Origin of the sequence: uncultured Polaribacter sp., from assembly GCF_947500975.1 — a bacterium.
Lineage (GTDB): Bacteria > Bacteroidota > Bacteroidia > Flavobacteriales > Flavobacteriaceae > Polaribacter.
The window spans coordinates 140,543-163,527 of the sequence record NZ_CANMUE010000003.1 but is presented as its reverse complement, the minus strand read 5'-3'; the positions used below and the strand labels follow the sequence as shown (position 1 = coordinate 163,527).

The window sequence follows — 22,985 nt, the reverse complement described above, 5'->3', positions numbered from 1 at the left end:
TTTTTTATTAGTTATTAATTGTCCAAGAAAGGTAATATTGAGATCCAATAGCTCCTACACCTGGTGCGCTTAAATATTCTTGACCTGTTAAGTTAGATCCACCAAGTTTAAATACTGATTTGATACTTGGCACTTGATAGTTAATCTGTGCATCTAAAACTGTTCTTGCTTCTATTGTTCCGTCAACAAAAGTAGATTGCCATAAATATTCATCTTGCCATCTAGCATTAATGTTAAAACCAAAGTTTTTAAATAAATCTGTTTTACCAAATTGTATTTTTACCTTGTGTTCTGGAGTATTAAAGCCAGCTTCAAAATCTGGGTCAGTAGATTGGTCAAAATCAAATTTAGCAAATGTATAGTTTAAACCTAAATTAAAGCCATTTAAAACTTTAGTATTTAAACCAATTGTAGCTCCGTAAGAATTGATATCTGCAGCAGAATTTGTGTATAGTTGAACTATTTTTATATCGTTATTACTTCCTAAAACTAAAACATTTTTATTTGCTATGAAATCTTCATATTGATTATAATACACACTTAAATCTACTGTAAGTCTAGATTCTCCAGATTTTACTAAACCTCTATATCCAACTTCAAAAGCTGTAACTTTTTCTGGTTTTACCAAGTCTACATCTGCTGCTTCAGTACCTCCACTAGCAATTGTATAAGAGTTCTCATAAGCATCTCTTATACTTAAAGATTGAGTATTACCACTTGAATCTAAATAAGCTACACTTTTATCTAAATTATCTGGTGCTGAACCTACTAAAATTGCAGAACCTACATCTAATCCAATATATTGATCTTGTGTTGTTGGGTTTCTAAAACCTGTTTGAAAAGAGGCTCTAAAATTTTGATTTTTATCTTCACCACCTGCATACGCTAAAGAAACTCTCGGAGAAAAATTACCATCAAAATTTTGTGCTTTATCATATCTAAGTGAAGCTGTAACTTTTAAACGATCATCTTCTAAAAATTTCTTTTGAGCTTGTGTGTATACACCATACTCATCATAATTAATTGGTCCATCTGCATCGGTAAAAATATTTCCAAAAGAATTTAATGAATATCTTCTATAAGAAGCACCTACTTGAATTTCAGCAATATCTATTTGATCTTGAAAATTATAGTTTGCATCTGCATGATACAATTTAGTTTGATCTCTAAATTTTGCACCTGTTAATAAATTTGGGTCAGCTGTAATTTTATCAAAAGCTTGTTGAAAACCTGCTGTTCCTGGTTCTAATCTACCTGTATCAGCAGTTTCTCTTGCTGCAGCATGTGCTTCATCAGAATTTAAACCATTTAAAGTGCCTAAGAAATATGCTCCTGCATACTCACCAAACCAGGTATTATCATCTTTCCATGATCTGTTGATATTTAAAGCAGCAAATAAAGTGTTATAAGAATCTCCAGCATCTTCAGAAGTAGTATATCCTCTTACAAAAAAGTTTTTACCTTTTACTTCTAATTTATGTTGTTGCATTAAAAAGCTTTTGATACTATATTTTTGACCTCCTAAATATTGTGTGTTACCTGTACCCGCTTTAGTATTCCAAATAATTTCTAAACGGTCATCTCCATAAGGACGGTAATTTAAAGACCCTCCGAACTTAACACTACTTACTCCATAATCAATTAAATCTCTTTCATTATAACCAGTTCTACTTACATTAACACTTGGTATTAAAGCCGATGCACCAGCTGGTAAAACTCCTAATGCTTCAAGAGCTTGTCCTACTCCATTTAGGTTAGTTGAAGCTTCATCCCCAAATACATTAACTCCGTTATAATTTATATCTGACTCTCTACTGCCATCAGCAAATGCACCGTTTCTAGTATTTCTATAATCTGTTGCATGCCAGTCTTCTCCTTCTAAAACAGAAAGTGTTGCTTTTGCAGCAAACTTATCAGAAAAAGCATACGCCATTCTAATATTAAAGTCAGTAAACTCATTATTACCTGCAGCTTCTTGACTTGTAATACCGCCTTTTAAAGAAACACTAATTCCTTGATCTTCAAAAGGGCTTTTACTTGTCATAAACATAATTCCATTAAAAGCATTTGCTCCATATAATGCTGATGATGCTCCTGGTAACAACTCTACCGTTTTTACATCTAATTCAGACATACCTAATAAATTACCTATTGCAAAATTTAATGCAGGTGATGAATTATCCATACCATCTACCAATTGCATAAAACGTGTGTTTGAAAAAGTAGCAAAACCTCTTGTATTTACAGATTTAAATGTTAAACTATTTGTATTAACATCAACACCTTTTAAGTTTTCTAAACCATCATAAAAAGACGGTGAAGAAGTATTTTTAATTGCTCTAGAATCCATTCTTTCAATAGTTACAGGAGACTCCATAATACGTTCTGGAGTTCTAGATGCTGAAACTACAATTTCATCTAAAGAAGTTTGGTTTTCTGTTAAACTAACCTCTACTTTTTGGTTATTTTTTGTAATCTCAACTTTAGATGTTTTAAAACCTATCATTGATATTTCTAAAGTAAAAGGTGGGTTATCAGTAACTTTTAAAATGAAATTTCCATCAAAATCTGTGCTTGTACCAACAAGTTTTCTAGAAACTTTAATATTTGCACCAGGAAGTGTTTCTCCAGTTTTTGCATCTTTAACTATACCCGAAACAGTAGTTTGTGCTACCATTGTTAGGCTACTAAAAGCAATAAATGCGACAAGTAAAAAATTTTTTATCATAATTTGAATATTTGTTAACTAACACGCAAAATACAATTTTTTTTGAATTTCTGAATTATTTGTTAAATTATTTATGATTTTAACAAAAATAGATTGCTTTAATTGCAACATAAATACTTAAAATCATACATGTTGTTTTATTTTTATAAGAATCAGATATTGTACATTTGCTTTATAAAAAAATTTACTTCTTGATAATTGTAAATAACATTTCTGATTTCTCATCAAAAGAACAAACTTTTGTTACCATAGGAACTTTTGATGGTGTACATTTTGGGCATCAAAAAATAATTAAAAAGTTAGTTTTTGAAGCAAAAAAAAAGAATAAAAAAGCAGTTTTGTTAACTTTTTTTCCACATCCAAGAATGGTTTTGCAAAAAGATGCTTCAATAGAATTAATTAATACTATTGAAGAACGTGCAATGTTATTAGAAAAAACAGGTTTAGATTATTTAATTATTCATCCATTTAGCAAAGAATTTTCTAGAACAACAGCTTTAGAGTTTGTTAGAGATATTTTGGTGAATCAACTAAATATATCAAAATTAATTATTGGTTACGATCATCATTTTGGTAAAAATAGAGAAGGAAATATTACTCAATTAACGGAATACAGTCATTTATATGATTTTAAAGTTGAAGAAATTCCGGCTCAAGATATAGATGATGTTTCTGTAAGTTCTACAAAAGTTAGACGCGCATTAGCTTCTGGAAACCTAAAAACCGCAAATAATTATTTAGGTTACAATTTTATGCTAAATGGAAATGTAATTAATGGCAAACAATTAGGTGGTAAAATAGGGTTTCCTACTGCAAATATTGATGTAAAAGAAAGTTATAAATTAATACCAAAAACAGGTGTTTATATGGTAAAATCTACCATTGATAATACTACTGTTTTTGGAATGATGAATATTGGAAACAGACCTACAGTAAATGGAAGTCATCAAACAATTGAGATTCATTTTTTTGATTTTAATCAAAATTTATATGGTAAAAATTTAACCATAGAGTTACTTTTATTTTTAAGAGATGAACAAAAATTTGAGACTATTGAGTTATTAACTCATCAACTTAAAAAAGATGAAGAAACTGTTAGAAATTATATAAAAAACAATATCTAAAACTACATTGCTAAAGTCTTAATCTTCCTGTATATTTGCTGCTTATAATACACCAAAAATGTTACAAGTACACTTTATTAGAGAAAACAAAGAAGCTGTTTTAAATGGATTAGCAAAACGTAATTTTGCAAATGCTGAAACAATTGTTGAACAAGTTTTAACTGCGGATGAAAATAGAAGAGCAACACAGGTTCAACTTGATAACACCTTAGCAGAATCTAATAAATTATCCAAAGAAATTGGCGGTCTTTTTAAAACGGGTCAAGTACAAAAAGCAAATATTTTAAAAGAAAAAACGGTTCAGTTAAAAGAAGCATCAAAAGATTTATCAGAAAAATTAAATATGTATTCTGATGAACTGGATACGCTTTTGTATCAAATACCAAATGTGCCTCATGCATCTGTAAAATCAGGTACTTCTGAAGATGATAATGAGAATGTTTTTAGTGAAGGTGTTATTCCTGATTTAGGAGAAAATGCGCTTCCTCATTGGGAATTAGCAAAAAAATATGACATTATAGATTTTGAGTTAGGAAACAAAATTTCTGGCGCTGGTTTTCCTGTTTATAAAGGGAAAGGGGCAAGGTTACAACGTGCTTTAATTAATTATTTTTTAGATAAAAATATAGAAGCAGGTTATACAGAAGTGCAAGTTCCGCATTTAGTAAATACTGCATCTGCAACTGCAACTGGGCAATTACCAGATAAAGATGGGCAAATGTATCATTCTACAGTTGACGATTTGTATTTAATACCAACTGCTGAAGTACCAATTACAAATATGTTTCGTGGTAATTTAATGCAAGAATCTGAGTTTCCAATTACTGTTACTGGTTACACACCATGTTTTAGACGTGAAGCCGGTAGTTATGGTGCGCATGTACGTGGTTTAAATAGGTTACACCAATTTGATAAAGTAGAAATTGTAAGAATTGAACACCCAAACAATTCTTATAAAGCATTAGATGGTATGGTAGAACACATAAAAAATATTTTACGTGAACTTAAATTACCTTATAGAATTTTACGCTTATGCGGTGGAGATACAGGTTTTACATCTGCTTTAACTTTTGATTTTGAACTATTTTCAACAGCGCAAGATAGATGGTTAGAAATTAGTTCTGCATCAAACTTTGAAACATTTCAAGCAAACAGATTAAAACTACGGTTTAAAAATAAAGAAGGAAAAAGTGAATTAGCACACACGTTAAATGGAAGCTCTTTAGCTTTACCACGTGTTTTAGCGGGTATTTTAGAAAACTATCAAACAGCTGACGGAATTCAAGTTCCGGAAGCCTTGATTCCTTATACTGGTTTTAGTATTATTAATTAGTTTGCTACAATAGCAATCATTAACCTCTTATATTTATTCATTTCTATAAGTGAATTTAAATAAGCGCTAATTTGCCCATTTCTCATAAACTTTATTGAGTTGTTTTTTGCGTTTTCGTACTTGTTAGTTAGATCTTTCATAATCAGTTTTGTTTAGTTGTTATATACTATAGACAACTTTCGTGCCAAAATGTTACAGACAACTTTCTAAAAATAGATGGGTTTAATAAAATTTTAACATTTTTGTTGATTATCTTTGAAATTATATGAAAAAATATTTTTTACTTTTTTTGTTATTCATAAGTAGTTTTGCCTTTTCACAAAAAGATGTTCAAAACGAATTTAAATTAGCAGAAAGCTATTTTAGAGAAGGAGAATTTGAGAAAGCAACTCAGATTTACAAAAAACTATACAATTTAACTCCCTTTAACACATCATATTTAAACAGATTAATTTCTTGTTATCAAGAAACAAATCAATTTCTTACCGCAGAAAATCTTCTAAAAAAAAGAATTCAACAAAATGCAAATCAAGTTTATTTGTATGTTTTTTTAGGATATAACTATAGCAAACAGCAAAAGGAAGAGCAAGCTAAAATTCAGTATGAAAAAGCAATAAATTCTTTAGACAAAAATGCTGCTTTTGGTGGTACAATTGGTCGTATTTTTAAAGATTACAACTTGTTAGATTATGCAATTTCTGCATATGAAAAAGCAATGATTAAAAACCCGAATGCAAATTATAATTTTCAAATTGCACAGATTTATGGTGAAAAAGGTGAATATGAAAAAATGTTTTATGCTTACATAAATTTAATTGACAAACAAGATTCTTATCTAAATTTAGTACAAAGATATGCTAGCCAATATATAACTGACGACTCTGAAAATGAAACAAATGTTTTATTCAGAAAAACCTTGTTAAGAAAATCTGCTAGAAACCCAAAAGATGTTTGGAATATTTTGTTAAGTTGGTTATTTGCACAACAAAAAGATTACGGAAAAGCATTAATACAAGAGAAAGCTTTGTATCAAAGAAATCCATCAGATTTATTTGCCATTTTTGATTTAGGTAAAAATGCTTTTGAAAATAAAAGTTTTGACGCTGCTAAAAACTGTTTTGATTTTATCAATGATAAATCTGTTTTTAATGAAGAAAAAATTAATGCAAATTTATACTTAACAAAAATTGCAATTGCAACTAATAATGTAGAAACAGAAAATATATTTCAAGCACTTTTTAAAGAATTTGGCACTAATTCTTTAACCATAAAATTGCAAGTAGAATATGCAGATTTTTTAACTTTTAACAAAAACAAACCTCAACAAGCCAAACAAGTTTTAGAAAAAGCGTTAACCTTTACTAGATCAAAATTTGACCAAGCCGCAATTAAATTAAAATTGGGCGATGTTTTGGTTTTTCAAGGAAATTATAACAAAGCATTGATCTATTTTTCTCAAATTCAAACAAAATTAGAAGACCATGAATTGGCACAACAAGCCCGTTTTAAAGTAGCACAAACTAGTTATTATAAAGGTGATTTTACTTGGGCAAAAGCACAACTAAAAGTATTAAAAGGTTCTACCACACAACTAATTGCCAATGATGCTGTAGATTTATTTTTAAAAATTACTGATAATGAACCTGTAGATTCTATTCCATCTGGATTAAAACAATTGGCTAGGGCAGAATTATTAGCGTATCAAAATAAAAACGATGAAGCTTTATCAGAAATTGAAACACTTTTTACATCTAATGATTTTTTTGAAAATGGTCTAAACCCTAGTGAAGTAATTTATGATGATGCCTTATTTTTTAAAGCAAAATTATATATCAAATTAAAAAGATATGATGATGCTATTTTAAGTTTGGCAAAAATAGTTGCAGCAGATAATCAAGGTTTTTTAACTGATGATGTATATTTTATGATGGCAGAAATGTACAATAACAACTTAAACAATCCTGAAAAAGCTCAAGAATATTATCAGAAAATAATTTTTGAACATCCATCAAGTATTTACTTGGTTGATGCCAGAAAGAGGTTTAGAAAACTTAGAGGAGATGACATATAGTTTATGCTTCTCTAAAACTACATCAAAAAAACAAATAACTAAAAACCTTATTAATGTACATATATAACGTAACTATAAATATTGAAGATACCTTAGTTTCTGAATGGTTAATTTGGATAGAAAATCATATTTTGGATGTTTTAAACACAGGTAAATTTACATCAGCAAAATTTACAGAAGTTTTAGTTGATGAAGAAATGGGTGGTAAAACATTTTCTATTCAATATACTGCAAATTCAAGACAAGATTTAGATGATTATTACAACGAAGATGCAGAAAAGTTACAAGTTGAAAGCTTAAAAAAGTATGGCGATAAAATGCTTGCTTTTAGAACTGAATTAAAAGTAATAAAAGAATTTTACCCTACAACTGCTAATAATTAAAAACTGGCTCCAACACCAATAGAAAAAGCATTAATTTTAGATACACCAATTTTAAAATGCTCATATCCAGATGAGATATGATAATTTTTAAGATAATATTTTAAATACACTTTTGTTTTGTGTACCTCTTGGCTATTAATATTTGTCCATTTATGAGTAAACTCTAAACTAATTGGTTTTGCTATAAACCACTCAGCTCCAAAACCCAAGCCAAAACCAGTTTTATGAACATCATTTGCAACATGCATTGCACCTAAACCAAACCAAGCATCAAACTTTTGTGTTCTTATTCTATAATATTTTAATAAAGCAGCATACAAATAAAAAGAATCGTTTATACTATTTACATTTTCTTTTAAATACAAGTAATCTACATCTATAGCAAAACGTCTTAAAAAACGAAAATTTACTCCCAAATTATTACCATATAAATTACTGTTTTCAATCACAAAACTATTAGTAATATCAAACCTTGCAAGATTGTAGTTTATTGAATCTGTGTAAATAAAATTTCCATGAGTAGTTTTTTCAAAAGGATAATGAGCAATTTCTGCATCGTGCATTTTACTATCCTTTTCCCAAGGAGATTCTACAGCAACACCATAAACTGTATATGCAAAAATACCCCAAATAATACTTGCAAACGGACTCCTTATTTCTTCATTATTATAATGTCTTCTTGAACGTGAAATTTTTGTAGTACCTTTATTAGAAGACGATGAATTTGTAGTTTTTAAACTCTCTTTTCCTTTGTATAACTTTCCATTTTGACAAAAATTATTTGTATTAAACCCAAATACAAATACAGCAATTAATAGTATTTTTTTATCCATTTTGGTTGATTTAAAACAGAAATCACCAAAAATTATGCCGATATTAACTGTATCTTTGTTTATGAAGTATAAAAGCAAAACAAATGTCTGTAAAAGCAAAAAAACATCTTGGACAACATTTTTTAACTGATGAAACAATTGCAAAAAAAATTGCAGATGCTTTAACAGAAGTTGGATATAATCATGTGTTAGAAATTGGCCCAGGAATGGGCGTTTTAACCAAATATTTATTACCTAAAAAACCAAAAGTTACAGTATTAGAATTAGACAGAGAATCGGTTGCTTACTTAAACGAAACCTTTCCGGTAGAACATATTAAACTAGATACTTCTAAAGAAAATTTTGAAATTATTGAAGGCGATTTTTTAAAGAAAAAAATCACAGAAATTTTTAATAAAAAACAAGTTGCTATAATAGGAAATTTCCCATATAACATATCTTCTCAAATAGTTTTTAAAGCAATTGAAAATAGAGATTATGTACCTGAATTTGCAGGTATGTTTCAAAAAGAAGTTGCCATGAGAATTGCAGAAAAAGAAGGCTCTAAAATTTATGGAATTCTATCAGTTTTAACACAAGCTTTTTTTGATGTTGAGTATTTATTTACAGTTCCACCAACGGTTTTTAACCCACCACCAAAAGTAGATTCTGGTGTAATAAGATTTATCAGAAAAAAAGATTATTCATTACCAGTTGATGAAAAATTATTTTTTAGGGTGGTAAAAACCGCCTTTAATCAACGTAGAAAAATGTTACGTTCAAGTTTAAAATCATTTCAACTTTCGGATTCTTTAAAAGAAGAACCTATATTTGCCAAGCGCCCAGAACAATTATCAGTTAAAGAGTTTATTTTACTCACACAAAAATTAACGAAAAATGGCATTTGAATTTACAAATGAATTTCTAGAAAACCTAACAGAACTTGTAGCAAATAAAAAAGACAAATCAATTTCTGCTATTTTTAAAGATGTCCATTATGCAGATATTGCTGAAGTTTTAGACGAAGTAAATTTTGATGAAGCCATTTATATCATTAAACTTTTAGATAGCGAAAAAACATCAGAAATTCTTACAGAATTAGAAGAAGATATTCGTGAAAAAATTTTAAAAAATTTATCAGCAAAAGAAATTGCGGATGAAATTGGTGAAATGGATTCTGATGATGCTGCTGATATTATTGGTGAACTTTCAGAAGAACGCCAAGAGCGTGTAATAAGTGCTTTAGATGATCAAGAATTAGTTGCAGATATCAAAGAACTTTTGTCTTATGATGATGATACTGCAGGGGCTTTAATGGCAAAAGAGTTAGTAAAAGTTTATGAGACATGGACTGTTGCTGGCTGTATGAGAAGAATTAGAGGGCAAGCAAAAGAAGTTACAAGAGTACACTCTATATATGTAGTTGATAAAGAAGAAAAATTAGTTGGAAGATTATCTTTAAAAGATTTAATAATTGCAAAATCAGATCAAAAAATTGCAGACATTTCTAAGTCTACTGTAGATTCTGTAAATGTTCATGAAGATGATGAAGAGGTTGCAAAAATTATGACTAAATATGATTTAGAAGCCATACCTGTTGTAGACAATAATAATGTTCTTGTTGGTAGAATTACCATAGATGATATTGTTGATGTATTAAAAGAAGAAGCCGATAAAGATTATCAAATGGCTGCTGGTTTAACCCAAGATGTAGACTCTGATGACAGTATTTTACAACTTACAAGAGCTAGATTACCGTGGCTTTTCTTAGGTTTAATTGGAGGTGTTGGAGCATTTATTATTATGAAAGGTTTTCATACTGTTTTTTCTAAATACGCAACGCTTTTCTTTTTTACACCATTAATTGCGGCAATGGCAGGAAACGTTGGTGTACAATCTTCTGCAATTATTGTACAAGGTTTAGCAAATAATGATGTAAAAGGAAGTATAAATAGTAGGCTTTTTAAAGAAATGCTTTTAGCAGCTCTAAATGGTGTTATTTTGGCACTATTTTTATTCTTATTTGTTTGGGTATATGAAGGTCAAATTAAACTTGCTTTTGCTATTTCTGTTTCTTTAATTGTAGTTATTATTATTGCAGGTTTAATAGGTACTTTTGTTCCCTTATTTTTAAACAAAAGAGGTATAGATCCTGCAATTGCTACTGGTCCATTTATTACAACTAGTAATGATATTTTTGGAATTCTAATTTACTTTCTAATTGCTAAAATGATTTTAGGAATATAAAAAAAGCTTTAAGTTATAAATAACTTAAAGCTTTTAGTAATTTACTTAAAACTAGTATTCCCCAATATCTAATTCAAAATCAACAAAAAAAAACTTTTTTTGCCTATACAAATATAATATTAATTTCTTTAATTAAAAGGTTATTTTCCGCAACTATTTTTACGGATTTACGTACTCTTTAATCTACAACACCTAACTCCTTGGCTTTCAGCACTAAATCTGTATTGTTTTGTGCATTTAAACTTATTCTTAAATCAGATAATTTTTTTTCTATTGACCTTATTTGTAATAATTTTCCATTACTATTTACAATATGACCAACAAGATTACCAATTTTGGGGTGTTTAGGAAGTTCTTCTAAAATTTGAAGTGCAATTTCATCCATCGAAATTTGAATAATGCTTCTTTTTAAAATTTTTTGGTGAACAATATGAGAATAATAAACCTCATCATTAAGCATTCTTTCTATAGCAAAGTTCAGCTCTGTTAGATTACAGCTATCCTTTAAAATATAGGCTAAAGGGTTAAGGTTTGTAATAACATTATAAATTCTATTTGTTTCAGAATGTCCTGTAATTACGCCAATCTTTAAATTTGGAGCTGCTTTTTTTAATTCTTTGATGAGTGTTTCGCCAGAATGAATAGTATTTGTAGTTGTATTAAAACTTAAATCTGTAAAAACAATATCAAAAGGATCTGTTTCCAAAGCATTTTTAACAGTTTGTAGTGCTTCATCTCCACTTGTTTTAATTACAACATTTATTTTATTAAAACTTTCAGACTCTTTAAACATTGACAGAAAACCTTTTAAAATTAAAAGATGATCATCAACAAATAATATTTTAATATCTTTTTCCAATTATTTTAAATATTAAACAGTTAACGGTATGTCAATTGTTGTAGTAGTTCCAATATTAATAATACTTTCTAAAAGTAAAACCCCATTTAATTCTTCTACTCTTTGTTTTTGATTTTTTAAACCTAAACCATATTTTGGAGAATTAATATCAAAACCTTTACCATTATCATTAATTTTTAAACTTAATTTTTTATTAGAAATTTCAAAAAATAAATTTAATGAAGTAGCTTCAGAATGCTTTTTACTGTTTTGAATAGCTTCTCTTGCTACTAAATATATGGTTCTTTTTATTGTATTATTAACATTTTTCCAATCTACATCATTTAACCCATGGGTTTTAATTTTAAAATCTGGAGAAAAATAATCACTTATAAGATTAATCATTTGTTCTTTAAAATACACTTCTTCAAAACTAACACTACTTAACTTATGCGATAAATTTCTAATTTCTTCTTTTAACTTAAATAAAGGTTTAGAAATTTCTATTTGATTACTAGTTTCTGCTTTTTGATATATCAACCTTAAATCACCAACAATTTTATCATGTAAATTAGATGCAATTTTTTGCCTTTCTTCTTCTCTTGCTGTAGCTTTTGCTAAATTGTTTATATAAATTAAGGATTTTTGTCTTTGATAATAAAAGATAATTATAAATACTATTATTAAAATAAATAAAAAGGCAATTAATTGTATAATTCTATTTTTATGAAGAATATTTTCTAACTTAATAATGTTCGAAATATTTTCTTGTCTTAAAAAATTATTTTCTGCTTCTTTTTCTTTTGTTTCGTATTTAACAAGCGCATAACTATCTTTTAACTCATTTTTTTTAGAAAATAAACTATCACTTAATTTTATATATTTTTTATAATATTTATTTGATTCAACAGGGTTTGAAATTTCGGCTAAAACCTTTAAACAATAAAGTTCCGTATCGGGATCAGAAATTTTTTTTGCAAGTTTAAGAGCTTCGTTAATTACTATTCTGGTAGTTTTTAAATCCTTTTTAAAATTTTGATAATAAAAACCTATATCATATAAAATTAGTGCCTTTTTCATAGGATAATCTTCACCACACAAATCTTTACTTTCATTTAATTGTTTTAAGCCAAAAGCTTCATTACCTAAAACAATATTACTAACGCCAATATTTTGTTTGGTAACAATTTGCAAACCTTTATCATACTTAAAAAGTTGATACTGATTATTTACAGAATCTGCTTTTTTAGCATAAAACAACGCCTTTTTAAAATCATTATAAAAAACATAAGTATAACTATAATTTAAATATCCAAGAGTTGTATAAATTTGCTTATCTATAGAATCTTTTATTTTCTTAGTATAAAAGCTAGATTTTTTATAGTTGTCTAATCCTTTTTCTAAATTAGTTTCAAAATGATTCAACCCAATGTAGGCGTAAATATCAGATAATCCATAGTAATCTTTTGCTTTTTTAGCAAGAGTAATTGCTTCTATAGCTGTTAAATCTAAACCATGTGCATCTTTTATTCTACGTTGTAGCTCCATAAGAGAATAAAATGATCTATAACTATGTTTAAACAAATTGTTTTTTACACATATATTTTTTGCCTTTTGAAAATAAGTATATGCGCTATCAATTACATTGTTGCTATTAAAATAAGTCCCTTTTAAATAATAATATTGAGATTTAGCTAATTCGCTATTTGTTTTTTTATAAATTTTATCTATAGCATTTAAATTTTTAGCAAAATTTAAACTATCTTTTTTAGAAACATATTCAATTCCCAAAAAAAAATAACTATCTAACAATAAGGTATCTAAATTGTTTTCTTTTAGAATTTTTTGATATTTTTTAATCTTTTCAATATCCTTTCTCTTATAATACTTAAGGCTATTAAAATAGGTTGCAATAGAGTCTTTAATTTTCTTTTTTGAAGTAAAATTCTGCCCAAAAGAAAAATGAAAAGACAGTAAAAAAGCTATAAAAAACAAACAATGTTTTTTATATGTAGATATTCTTTTTCGTAAAATCACTAATTTTTTAGATAAAAGTACTAAATATTTATAATATATTTTAAAAAAATTAGGTTAATTTTTTAAAAAAATCCCAAATTACAATACCCGTAGTAACTGAAATATTTAATGAATGTTTAGTACCTAGTTGCGGAATTTCTATACACAAATCAGAAGCATTTACAACATCTTGTTGCACACCTTTTACTTCATTACCCATTACAATTGCATATTTCTGATTTTTCTCAGGATAAAACGCATCTAATTTTGAACTATTTTCTGCTTGTTCTATAGCAAGAACTTTAATATTTGACTCTTTTAATTCTTTAATAAGAGTAAGTGTATCTTCTACATATTCCCAATCAACAGATTCTGTTGCACCCAATGCTGTTTTATGAATATCTTTATTTGGCGGAGTTGCACAAATACCACATAAATAGATTTTTTCAATCAAAAAAGCATCAGAAGTTCTAAACACAGAACCAATATTATTTAAACTTCTTATGTTATCTAAAACTACAATTAAAGGTGTTTTTTTAACAGCTTTAAACTCATCAACTGTAATTCTGCCTAATTCTTTATTCTTTAATTTTCTCATACTTTGTGAATAAGTTCATTATAAACTGCTACTAAATACTGCTTACTATTTTTATCTTCGCAAAACTAATCTAAATTTCCAAAAAATTTGGCAAAATCCAAACCAAAAAAGGTAACTCCTTTAATGAAACAATACAATGCTATCAAGAAAAAATATCCTGATGCAATGTTGCTTTTTAGGGTTGGGGATTTCTATGAAACTTTTGGTGAAGACGCTAAAAAAGCAGCTGGAATTTTAGGAATTACTTTGACAAAACGTGGAGCCGGTTCAGATTCTGAAACTGCTTTAGCTGGTTTTCCTCATCATTCTTTAAATACGTATTTACCAAAATTAGTAAAAGCAGGAATGCGTGTTGCTATTTGCGATCAATTAGAAGATCCAAAAATGACCAAAACCATTGTAAAACGTGGGGTTACAGAATTGGTTACACCAGGAGTATCTTTAAATGACGAAGTTTTACAAAGCAAAACCAATAACTTTTTAGCAGCCGTTCATTTTGATAAAAAACAGCTCGGAATTTCTTTTTTAGATGTTTCTACTGGTGAGTATTTAGTAGCGCAAGGAAATGTAGAATACATTGATAAATTGTTACAAAACTTTAGCCCAAGTGAGGTTTTAGTTCAAAAACAAAACAAACAACAATTTTTAGAACTTTTTGAAAATAGATACTATACTTTTTATTTAGATGATTGGGTATTTCAAAAAGAATATGCAAATGAAACTTTACAAAATCATTTTGAAGTAAAAAGCTTAAAAGGTTTTGGAATTCACGAAATAAAGCATGGAATAATTGCTGCTGGAGCTGTCTTATATTATTTATCAGAAACCCAACATAACCAACTAAAACATATACAAACTATTGGCAGAATTGCTGAAGACAATTATGTTTGGATGGATAGGTTTACGGTAAGAAATTTAGAACTTTATAACCCAAATTCTGTAAATGCCGTTACACTTTTAGATGTTATTGACAAAACCATTTCTCCAATGGGGGGTAGGTTGTTAAAACGTTGGTTGGCGTTGCCTTTGAAAAATATTTGCGAGATTAAAAATCGTCATGAATTCGTTAAATTTTTTATAGATTCTGATGATTTTTCTCAGACTGTAACCTATCAATTAAAACAAATTTCTGACATAGAAAGACTCATTTCTAAAGTTGCAACAGGCAAAGCGTCACCTAGAGAAATTGTATTGTTGAAAGATTCTTTAAAAGCGATTTTACCTATAAAAACATCTGCAAAAAACAGCAAAAACAAAGCTGTAAAAGAACTTGGAAATCAACTACATACTTGTGATGTTTTGATTGATAAAATTTCTGATACCTTGTTTGATGATGCGCCTGTAAACATCAATAAAGGAAATGCAATTGCAAATAATGTGCATCAAGAATTAGACGATTTACGCGCCATTTCTAACTCTGGAAAAGAGTATTTAGATAACATGCTAAAACGTGAAACCGAACGTACAGGAATCTCTAGTTTAAAAATTGCCTTTAATAACGTATTTGGATATTATATTGAAGTTAGAAATACCCATAAAGACAAAGTGCCAGAAGAATGGATTCGTAAACAAACCTTGGTTTCTGCAGAACGTTATATTACTGAAGAACTAAAAGAATACGAAACCAAAATTTTGGGTGCTGAAGAAAAAATAGCTAAAATTGAACAAGAGGTTTTTAGCAAATTATTACAATATATCATTCAATTTGTACAAAAAATACAAGAAAATGCACAAATTATTGCAAAAATTGACTGTTTATTGTCTTTTTCGGTTTTAGCTGTTGATAATAATTATGTGCGTCCGCAAATGGATGAAAGTACAGATTTAGAAATAAAAAATGGTAGACATCCTGTTATTGAAAAACAATTACCAATAGATCAAAATTATATTGCAAACGATGTTGTTTTAAATAGAAATCAACAACAAATAATTATGATTACCGGTCCAAATATGTCTGGTAAATCCGCTATTTTAAGACAAACTGCTTTAATTGTTTTACTGGCTCAAATGGGGTGTTATGTTCCTGCTCAAAATGCTAGAATTGGTATTGTAGATAAAATTTTTACAAGAGTTGGTGCAAGTGATAATATTTCTATGGGCGAATCTACTTTTATGGTAGAAATGAATGAAACTGCATCTATTTTAAATAACGTTTCTGAGCGTAGTTTAATTTTATTAGATGAAATAGGTCGTGGAACTTCTACTTATGACGGAATTTCTATTGCTTGGGCAATTTCTGAATTCTTACATGAACATCCAACAAAAGCAAAAACGTTATTTGCAACCCATTATCACGAGTTAAATGAAATGACCACTACTTTTGAGCGCATTAAAAACTTTAATGTATCTGTAAAAGAATTAGAAAACAATATTATTTTCTTACGTAAACTGGTTTCAGGTGGCTCTAACCACAGTTTTGGTATTCATGTAGCAAAACTAGCCGGAATGCCAAATATGGTAATACATAGAGCTAATAAAATATTAGCAAAACTAGAAAAAAGCAATAAAAATAGTGAGGTTAAAGAGGTGTTAAAACAAGAACAACATGAAGAAATGCAACTCAGCTTTTTTCAATTAGATGATCCTTTACTAGAAAATATTAGAGAAGAAATTTTAGCCACAAATATTGACACTTTAACCCCAATTGAAGCTTTAATGAAGCTAAATGAAATTAAAAGGATGTTAATCAAAAAGTAATGTATAGAGAACTTTATATCGTTATTAATTTTTACCTTTGTAATTAAATGGCAACTACTTTTTTATTTATTGGTGCTCCAGAGGTTTTTATAATTCTACTTATTGTAGTAATGGTTTTTGGTGCAGATAAAATTCCTGAAATTGCAAGAGGTTTAGGAAAAGGAATTCGTCAAGTAAAAGACGCTACAAACGATATTAAAAAAGAAATTAATGATAGCGCTACTAATCATGGAATAGATACTAGTATTGCTGAAGACATCAAAAAAGGAATTAACGAGGTTAAAGACGATATTGATAGTTTTACAGGACCTATAAAAAGAAGTTTATAGTTTCTATTTTACTCTACTAATTGTTAGCCCATCTCTTATTGGCAATAAAACAGTTTCCACTCTTTTATCAGAATTTAATAGCTTATTATATTCCAATAAAACTTTAGTATCTTTATCTTTTGGATCTAATTTTTCTACAACTTTTCCGCTCCAAAGTACATTATCTGATAAAATAACACCTCCAGGATTCATTTTTTTGATAATTAAATTAAAATAATTTACGTAATTACTTTTATCAGCATCAATAAAAACCAAATCGAATTTTTCATCAAGAGTTGGTATAATTTCAATAGCATTTCCAACAAGTTGTTGTATTTGATTTCTGTACCCAGATTTTTCAAAATACTTGTTTTGTAACGTTTCTAATTCTTCATTTTTATCAAGTGTAATTATTTTTCCTTTGGATGAAATTCCTTCCGCTAAACACAAAGCAGAATAACCCGTGTAAGTACCTATTTCTAAAACAGTTGTGGGTTTTATTAATTTTGAAATCATAGATAAAACTCTACCTTGAAAAGCACCACTTAACATTCTAGGATTTAATACCTTTTGCCAAGTTTCTTTACTTAATTCTTGTAAAATTTTGGGTTCTTGTTGCGAATGATATACAACGTAATTGTCTAAGTTTTCTGGTAAAAAATGCATGATCTATGTTTCTTCAAAAATACAAAAAACGGAATTTATATTTCTATAAATTCCGTTTCAATCTAACAAAAAATCAAAAATACGGTTTTAAAAAAACCGAAAAAAATTACTATAATTTTAATTCTTCTATTTGTTTTTTTAAGATCTCTTTATCTTCTTTGGACATACAGTTTGTTTGGTTTTTGCAATCTAATGACTTCATTTTAAACAAGCTTGTCATTTTTCTATTCTGTTTAGAATAAAGATTACAAATTTTACATGTAAGAATGTGCCAATTTAATTTTACGAGTTCAGAAAAAGAAGCTTCTTTATACTGGCTTTTATCGCAAATTGTGGTTGCTTCATCGCAATTTATAATAAACTTTTTAAACATCTTTTAATTATTAAACCAGTTATCTTCCATACATTTTCTTAACTGAGTTCTTGCTCTATGGATAATAACCCATAGGTTTGACGCTGTGATGTCTAACTCCTTACAAATTTCTTCAGTTTCAAATTCTTGAATGGTTTTCATTTTAAAAACCATGGCATATTTTTCTGGTAAATTATCAATACAAACGTCTAATTGAGTTTTTAACTCTCTGTTTTCTATAACTTTTTCAGATTCGTTATTCCAACTTTGCGGTACACGTTCTTCAATCCAGCTTCCTTCATTCTCACCATCATCATAAAAATTCATTCTAACTTCTGCCTGTCCTTTTTTAGAATTTATTTTTCTATAATGGTCAATTACTTTTCTTTTTAAAATAGATACCAACCAAGTTCTTTCAGTAGATTTTCCTTGAAAATTTTTTGCTGATTTTAATCCTGCAAAAAAAGTTTCTTGCACTAAATCTTTGGCTAAATCACTATCATTTACACGCGTAATAGCATAATTAAACAGGTAATCTGCATAATTATCTATCCATTTATTGGCGTTTAAAGTGATTTTTTCTTGAGACATCTGCTTATATAAAAATCAAATATAATGCTATTTTTTTTCTTGTAAAGCTTTACAGTTTGCTCTTCTTCTCATATCAACCAAAAAGATAATTTCCCATTTTCCGTTATTATTAAAAAGTTGAAAAGAGTTAGCGCCACAATGACTAAAATTTCCATTAAAATAAAACTCATAAGGTGTCCAAACAGAAGCTAAATTTCCATCAACTTTAATGTCAAATGACAATAATTTTTCTAAATAAATATCTTCTATTTTTTTGTTAGCAATACCAGTTAACAATTTATTTCTAGTTTCTGTTTTTAAAACTTTTTTTCCTTCTTTATTAGTAAATGTTGTTTGAATTTTAATGTTTTTATGAAGCGTTTTTTTCACAATTGTGCTATCGCCTTTATGCAAACCTTCAAAAAAAGTTTCAATTACTTTTTTAATTTCTTTTTCTTCTGATTTTTCTTGAGCTGTTATTGTAATTGAAAGTATTAAAGCAATTAAAAAGGTAATAATTCTTGGCATATTAAATTGATTTTAAAAATCTAAAATTAATTATTTTTTTGGATGATTGTTTTTTATCAATTAAGATTAACGAAATATTAACTAGTTAAAAATCTGTTGATATTTATTACATTTACCACATTATAAAAATCATAAATATGTCTGTAGCAAAAAAACAGTATAAGAGAATTACCGTAAAATCTTTGGTAGAAATGAAAGCAAATGGAGAAAAAATATCCATGTTAACTGCTTACGATTATACCATGGCTAAAATATTAGATAGCGCAGGTTTAGATGTGCTTTTGGTAGGTGATTCTGCTTCTAATGTTATGGCTGGGCACGAAACCACCTTACCAATTACTTTAGATCAAATGATTTATCATGCAAGTTCTGTTGTTAGAGCAATTGAGCGCTGTTTAGTTGTAGTAGATTTACCTTTTGGAAGCTATCAATCTGATCCAAAAGAAGCTTTACGTTCTGCTATTAGAATTATGAAAGAGAGTGGTGGGCATTCAATAAAATTAGAAGGTGGTAGAGAGGTAAAAGAATCTATAAAACGTATTTTAAATGCAGGAATTCCTGTAATGGGTCATTTAGGATTAACACCACAATCTATCTATAAGTTTGGTACTTATACAGTTAGAGCAAAAGAAGAAGAAGAAGCAGAAAAATTAATGGATGACGCTTTAATGTTAGAAAGAATTGGCTGTTTTGCAATTGTTTTAGAAAAAGTACCCGCAAAGTTAGCAAAAGAAGTTGCAGATGCTTTAACTATACCGGTAATTGGAATCGGTGCAGGTAATGGTGTTGATGGGCAAGTTTTAGTTACTCATGATATGATTGGAATGACACATGAATTTAACCCACGTTTTTTACGAAGATATTTAGATTTGTATGCAGATATGACATCTGCTTTTCAAAAATATGTAACTGACGTAAAAAATAAAGATTTCCCAAGTGATAAAGAGCAATATTAATTCTGATTTATAAAAAATTATAATGAGAGTTTTACATCTAGACACAAATCATCCATTATTATTAAATCAACTTACTGATTTAGGTTTTATAAATGATGAAGATTATACATCTTCAAAATCAGAAATTGAAAATAAGATTCATTTATATGATGGTTTTATCATTAGAAGTCGTTTTTCTATTGATAAAAGGTTTATTGATAAAGCTACAAACCTAAAATTTATCGGAAGAGTTGGGGCTGGATTAGAAAATATTGATTGTGAGTATGCAGCATCAAAAAATATAGCACTAATTGCTGCACCAGAAGGCAATAGAAACGCTGTTGGCGAGCATTCTTTAGCAATGCTATTATCAATGTTTAACAAGCTTAATAAAGCTGATAAAGAAGTTAGAGATGGCAAATGGTTGCGAGAAGAAAACCGAGGAATTGAGTTAGATGGAAAAACTGTTGGCTTAATTGGCTATGGGAATATGGGAAAATCATTCGCAAAAAAACTACGTGGTTTTGATGTTGATGTTCTTTGTTATGACATAAAACCAAATGTTGGTGATAAAAATTGTAAGCAAGTTTCTTTAAAAGAATTACAAGAAAAAACAGACGTTTTAAGTTTACACACACCACAAACCAAGCTAACAAAAAATATGATAAATGCCCATTTTATCAATAATTTTAAAAATAATTTTTGGCTCATAAACACAGCACGCGGATCTTCGGTTATCACAAATGATTTGGTTGATGGATTAAAATCTGGTAAAATTTTAGGAGCTGGTTTAGATGTTTTAGAATATGAAAAATCATCTTTCGAAAATTTATTTTCTGATAGTAAAATGCCAGATGCATTTCAATATTTAATCAAATCTAACCAAGTAATTCTCTCGCCTCATGTTGCTGGTTGGACAGTTGAAAGCAAAGAAAAATTAGCACAAACAATTGTAGATAAAATTAAAGCAAAATTTTGTTAACTTTATAAATAATTTGTCATTACAAATCTTATGAAGCAATCTTTTTATTTATGAACAGATTATTTCTTAATTCTGAGTCAAAATGACATCTAAAACTTAAAGATGAAATACGAAGCAAATTCACCAGAAGACTATATTAATCAAGTTCCTCAGGAACGTAAAGAAGCTTTAAATAAATTAAGAAAAACAATTAAAGATAATTTACCAAAAGGCTTTAAAGAAGGTATGCAGTATGGCTTTATTAGTTATTTTGTACCACATTCTGTTTATCCTGATGGATATCATTGTAATCCTAAAGAGCCTTTACCTTTTATGAGTTTTGCATCACAAAAAAGCTCTATAAACCTTTATCATTTAGGAATTTACGCAAAACCAGAGCTTCAAAAATGGTTTATAACCGAATATCCAAAGCACTGCAAAAGAAAATTAGATATGGGAAAAAGTTGCATACGTTTTAAAAAAGTAGACGAAATTCCTTATAATTTAATTGGTGAATTATGCACTAAATTATCTGTTAACGAATGGATTAAAACTTATGAATCTACAATAAAAAAGAACTAATAATGAAAAATAGAGTTACAGGAATTGGTGGTTTGTTTTTTAAATCTAATAATGTAAAGGCAACAAAAGATTGGTACAAAACTCATTTAGGTTTTAATACTGATGATTGGGGATGTACTTTTTGGTGGAAAGATAAAAACGGAAATAAATGCTCTACACAATGGAGCCCTTTTGAAGAAAAAACAGATTACTTTCAACCCTCAAAAAAAGACTTTATGTTTAATTACAGAGTTGAAAATTTGGTTGAACTTTTAGCAGAATTAAAAAAAGAGGGTGTTACTATTGTTGGTGAAATACAAGAATTTGAATACGGAAAATTTGGCTGGATTTTAGACAATGAAGGCAACAAAATAGAGCTTTGGGAACCTATAGACAAAGCTTTTTTATAAACTTAAAATCAATTAATTATGGCAGAAGAAAACACGAATAAAGAAAAAAAAGACATTGTAGAAAATGTAAAAGAAAAAGCTAATGAATTTGTTGGCGATGCAAAAGAAGCCTTAGATATTGCAAAAGATAAAATAAGTGAAACTTTATCTGAAGAAAACATAGAAAAAGTAAAACAAAAAACTGAAGAATACACAGAAATAGCCAAGGAAAAAGCGGCTGAATTTGCTGAAGAAGCTAAAGAAACTTTTAATGACCTTAAAGAAAACGCAAGTGAATTGGCAGGTGAAGCTGCAGAGCATTTGGTAGATTTTGCAGAAGAAGCTAAAGAAGACATCAAAGAAGTAACTGAAAAATCTAAAAACTTTTTTCAACGTCTTTTTAATAAATAAAAACTATGAAATTATTATCTGAATATCCAACAGAAGTTTTAATCCTTCTATTTTTAATTGTTACTTTTTTACAATCTGGGATAGATAAATTATTAGACTGGAAAGGCAACCTTTCTTTTATAAAAGATCATTTTAAAAATTCTCCTTTAAAAAATAGTGTTCCTTTATTATTAAGCATTATTTTATTTATAGAAATAATTGCAGGGTTTTTAATGCTGTTCGGAGTTTATCAATTATATACTTCAGGCACAAAAGAAATTGCATTATTGGGTACGGAGCTTTGTGCCGTTACTTTAATTTTCTTGTTGATTGGACAACGTCTTGCAAAAGATTATGCAGGAGCGATGTCTTTAGCCGTCTATTTTATTATTACACTTTTAGGTGTTTATTTACTAAATAGTTAAAATCTATTTAAATTTATATTTACAATAAAAAAATACTATTACAAAAGCTCTTA

23 protein-coding genes are annotated in these 22,985 nt (G+C 28.3%); 14 read left to right on the top strand and 9 right to left on the bottom strand.

The features are described from left to right. Positions 1 to 7: 7 nt before the first annotated feature. Positions 8 to 2,728: a TonB-dependent receptor gene (locus tag Q0733_RS04485; RefSeq protein ID WP_298779469.1), complete on the bottom strand. Its 2,721-nt coding sequence runs from the start codon at positions 2,726 to 2,728 to the stop codon at positions 8 to 10. Between the two features lie 191 nt (positions 2,729 to 2,919). Here Q0733_RS04485 and Q0733_RS04480 point away from each other — a divergent pair, with 191 nt between their 5' ends. Together Q0733_RS04480 and serS are read left to right on the top strand one after the other, a co-directional pair. Continuing rightward, entirely contained in the window at positions 2,920 to 3,852 is a 933-nt protein-coding gene (locus tag Q0733_RS04480; protein ID WP_298779467.1) for a bifunctional riboflavin kinase/FAD synthetase, read from the top strand. A gap of 58 nt (positions 3,853 to 3,910) precedes the next feature. Continuing rightward, positions 3,911 to 5,185 (top strand): serine--tRNA ligase, encoded by a 1,275-nt coding sequence (gene serS, locus Q0733_RS04475; RefSeq protein ID WP_298779465.1) that lies wholly within the window; start codon positions 3,911 to 3,913, stop codon positions 5,183 to 5,185. Here the strand turns inward: serS and Q0733_RS04470 are convergent. Beyond that, positions 5,182 to 5,325, bottom strand: coding sequence for a hypothetical protein (locus tag Q0733_RS04470; RefSeq protein ID WP_298779464.1), 144 nt, complete (start codon positions 5,323 to 5,325; stop codon positions 5,182 to 5,184). The two genes, serS and Q0733_RS04470, sit on opposite strands and share 4 nt — an antisense overlap. 125 nt (positions 5,326 to 5,450) lie before the next feature. Here Q0733_RS04470 and Q0733_RS04465 point away from each other — a divergent pair, with 125 nt between their 5' ends. Together Q0733_RS04465 and Q0733_RS04460 are read left to right on the top strand one after the other, a co-directional pair. After that, on the top strand, positions 5,451 to 7,256 hold the full coding sequence (locus tag Q0733_RS04465) for a tetratricopeptide repeat protein (RefSeq protein WP_298779462.1): 1,806 nt from the start codon (positions 5,451 to 5,453) through the stop codon (positions 7,254 to 7,256). A gap of 53 nt (positions 7,257 to 7,309) precedes the next feature. Then, entirely contained in the window at positions 7,310 to 7,639 is a 330-nt protein-coding gene (locus Q0733_RS04460; RefSeq protein ID WP_298779460.1) for a DUF4286 family protein, read from the top strand. On the opposite strand, the gene Q0733_RS04455 is transcribed toward Q0733_RS04460, so the two are convergent. Further along, positions 7,636 to 8,472: a hypothetical protein gene (locus Q0733_RS04455; protein WP_298779459.1), complete on the bottom strand. Its 837-nt coding sequence runs from the start codon at positions 8,470 to 8,472 to the stop codon at positions 7,636 to 7,638. The genes Q0733_RS04460 and Q0733_RS04455 overlap by 4 nt on opposite strands. Positions 8,473 to 8,555: 83 nt before the next feature. Between Q0733_RS04455 and rsmA the strand changes: the two genes are divergently transcribed. Both rsmA and mgtE read left to right on the top strand, forming a co-directional pair. After that, on the top strand, positions 8,556 to 9,359 hold the full coding sequence (gene rsmA, locus Q0733_RS04450) for a 16S rRNA (adenine(1518)-N(6)/adenine(1519)-N(6))-dimethyltransferase RsmA (RefSeq protein WP_298779457.1): 804 nt from the start codon (positions 8,556 to 8,558) through the stop codon (positions 9,357 to 9,359). Continuing rightward, on the top strand, positions 9,349 to 10,698 hold the full coding sequence (gene mgtE / locus Q0733_RS04445) for a magnesium transporter (protein ID WP_298779455.1): 1,350 nt from the start codon (positions 9,349 to 9,351) through the stop codon (positions 10,696 to 10,698). The genes rsmA and mgtE overlap by 11 nt, the downstream gene beginning before the upstream one ends. A gap of 178 nt (positions 10,699 to 10,876) precedes the next feature. Here the strand turns inward: mgtE and Q0733_RS04440 are convergent, their stop codons facing one another. The 3 genes from Q0733_RS04440 to Q0733_RS04430 all read right to left on the bottom strand — a co-directional run bounded on the left by Q0733_RS04440 (position 10,877) and on the right by Q0733_RS04430 (position 14,150). Further along, entirely contained in the window at positions 10,877 to 11,557 is a 681-nt protein-coding gene (locus Q0733_RS04440; RefSeq protein WP_298779453.1) for a response regulator, read from the bottom strand. A 12-nt stretch (positions 11,558 to 11,569) separates the two neighbouring features. Continuing rightward, positions 11,570 to 13,531 (bottom strand): ATP-binding protein, encoded by a 1,962-nt coding sequence (locus Q0733_RS04435; RefSeq protein WP_298779451.1) that lies wholly within the window; start codon positions 13,529 to 13,531, stop codon positions 11,570 to 11,572. A gap of 91 nt (positions 13,532 to 13,622) precedes the next feature. Then, a complete protein-coding gene (locus Q0733_RS04430) occupies positions 13,623 to 14,150 on the bottom strand; it encodes an RNA methyltransferase (RefSeq protein WP_298779449.1) in 528 nt (175 codons plus the stop codon). An 87-nt stretch (positions 14,151 to 14,237) separates the two neighbouring features. Here Q0733_RS04430 and mutS point away from each other — a divergent pair, with 87 nt between their 5' ends. Together mutS and Q0733_RS04420 are read left to right on the top strand one after the other, a co-directional pair. After that, the gene (gene mutS, locus Q0733_RS04425) at positions 14,238 to 16,847 is read left to right on the top strand and encodes a DNA mismatch repair protein MutS (protein WP_298779447.1); all 2,610 of its coding nucleotides are present in this window, start codon (positions 14,238 to 14,240) and stop codon (positions 16,845 to 16,847) included. Between the two features lie 47 nt (positions 16,848 to 16,894). Continuing rightward, positions 16,895 to 17,176: a twin-arginine translocase TatA/TatE family subunit gene (locus Q0733_RS04420; RefSeq protein ID WP_298779444.1), complete on the top strand. Its 282-nt coding sequence runs from the start codon at positions 16,895 to 16,897 to the stop codon at positions 17,174 to 17,176. Between the two features lie 3 nt (positions 17,177 to 17,179). Here the strand turns inward: Q0733_RS04420 and Q0733_RS04415 are convergent, their stop codons facing one another. The 3 genes from Q0733_RS04415 to Q0733_RS04405 form a co-directional block, all read right to left on the bottom strand. Next, positions 17,180 to 17,821, bottom strand: coding sequence for an O-methyltransferase (locus Q0733_RS04415; protein WP_298779442.1), 642 nt, complete (start codon positions 17,819 to 17,821; stop codon positions 17,180 to 17,182). A gap of 376 nt (positions 17,822 to 18,197) precedes the next feature. After that, complete coding sequence (locus Q0733_RS04410) at positions 18,198 to 18,764, bottom strand: sigma-70 family RNA polymerase sigma factor (RefSeq protein WP_298779440.1); 567 nt, start codon at positions 18,762 to 18,764, stop codon at positions 18,198 to 18,200. Between the two features lie 27 nt (positions 18,765 to 18,791). After that, positions 18,792 to 19,271, bottom strand: a complete 480-nt coding sequence (locus tag Q0733_RS04405; protein WP_298779437.1) for a nuclear transport factor 2 family protein — start codon at positions 19,269 to 19,271, stop codon at positions 18,792 to 18,794. A gap of 137 nt (positions 19,272 to 19,408) precedes the next feature. Here Q0733_RS04405 and panB point away from each other — a divergent pair, with 137 nt between their 5' ends. From panB to Q0733_RS04375, 6 genes are all read left to right on the top strand, one after another. Beyond that, positions 19,409 to 20,227 (top strand): 3-methyl-2-oxobutanoate hydroxymethyltransferase, encoded by an 819-nt coding sequence (gene panB, locus Q0733_RS04400; protein WP_298779434.1) that lies wholly within the window; start codon positions 19,409 to 19,411, stop codon positions 20,225 to 20,227. A 22-nt stretch (positions 20,228 to 20,249) separates the two neighbouring features. Next, entirely contained in the window at positions 20,250 to 21,188 is a 939-nt protein-coding gene (locus tag Q0733_RS04395; RefSeq protein WP_298779431.1) for a 2-hydroxyacid dehydrogenase, read from the top strand. A gap of 102 nt (positions 21,189 to 21,290) precedes the next feature. Beyond that, positions 21,291 to 21,749: a DUF1801 domain-containing protein gene (locus Q0733_RS04390; RefSeq protein ID WP_298779428.1), complete on the top strand. Its 459-nt coding sequence runs from the start codon at positions 21,291 to 21,293 to the stop codon at positions 21,747 to 21,749. Positions 21,750 to 21,751: 2 nt separating this feature from the next. After that, the gene (locus tag Q0733_RS04385) at positions 21,752 to 22,138 is read left to right on the top strand and encodes a VOC family protein (RefSeq protein WP_298779426.1); all 387 of its coding nucleotides are present in this window, start codon (positions 21,752 to 21,754) and stop codon (positions 22,136 to 22,138) included. An 18-nt stretch (positions 22,139 to 22,156) separates the two neighbouring features. Then, positions 22,157 to 22,528: a hypothetical protein gene (locus tag Q0733_RS04380; protein WP_298779424.1), complete on the top strand. Its 372-nt coding sequence runs from the start codon at positions 22,157 to 22,159 to the stop codon at positions 22,526 to 22,528. 5 nt (positions 22,529 to 22,533) lie between these two features. Continuing rightward, positions 22,534 to 22,932 (top strand): DoxX family membrane protein, encoded by a 399-nt coding sequence (locus Q0733_RS04375; RefSeq protein ID WP_298779422.1) that lies wholly within the window; start codon positions 22,534 to 22,536, stop codon positions 22,930 to 22,932. Positions 22,933 to 22,985 lie beyond the last annotated feature (53 nt).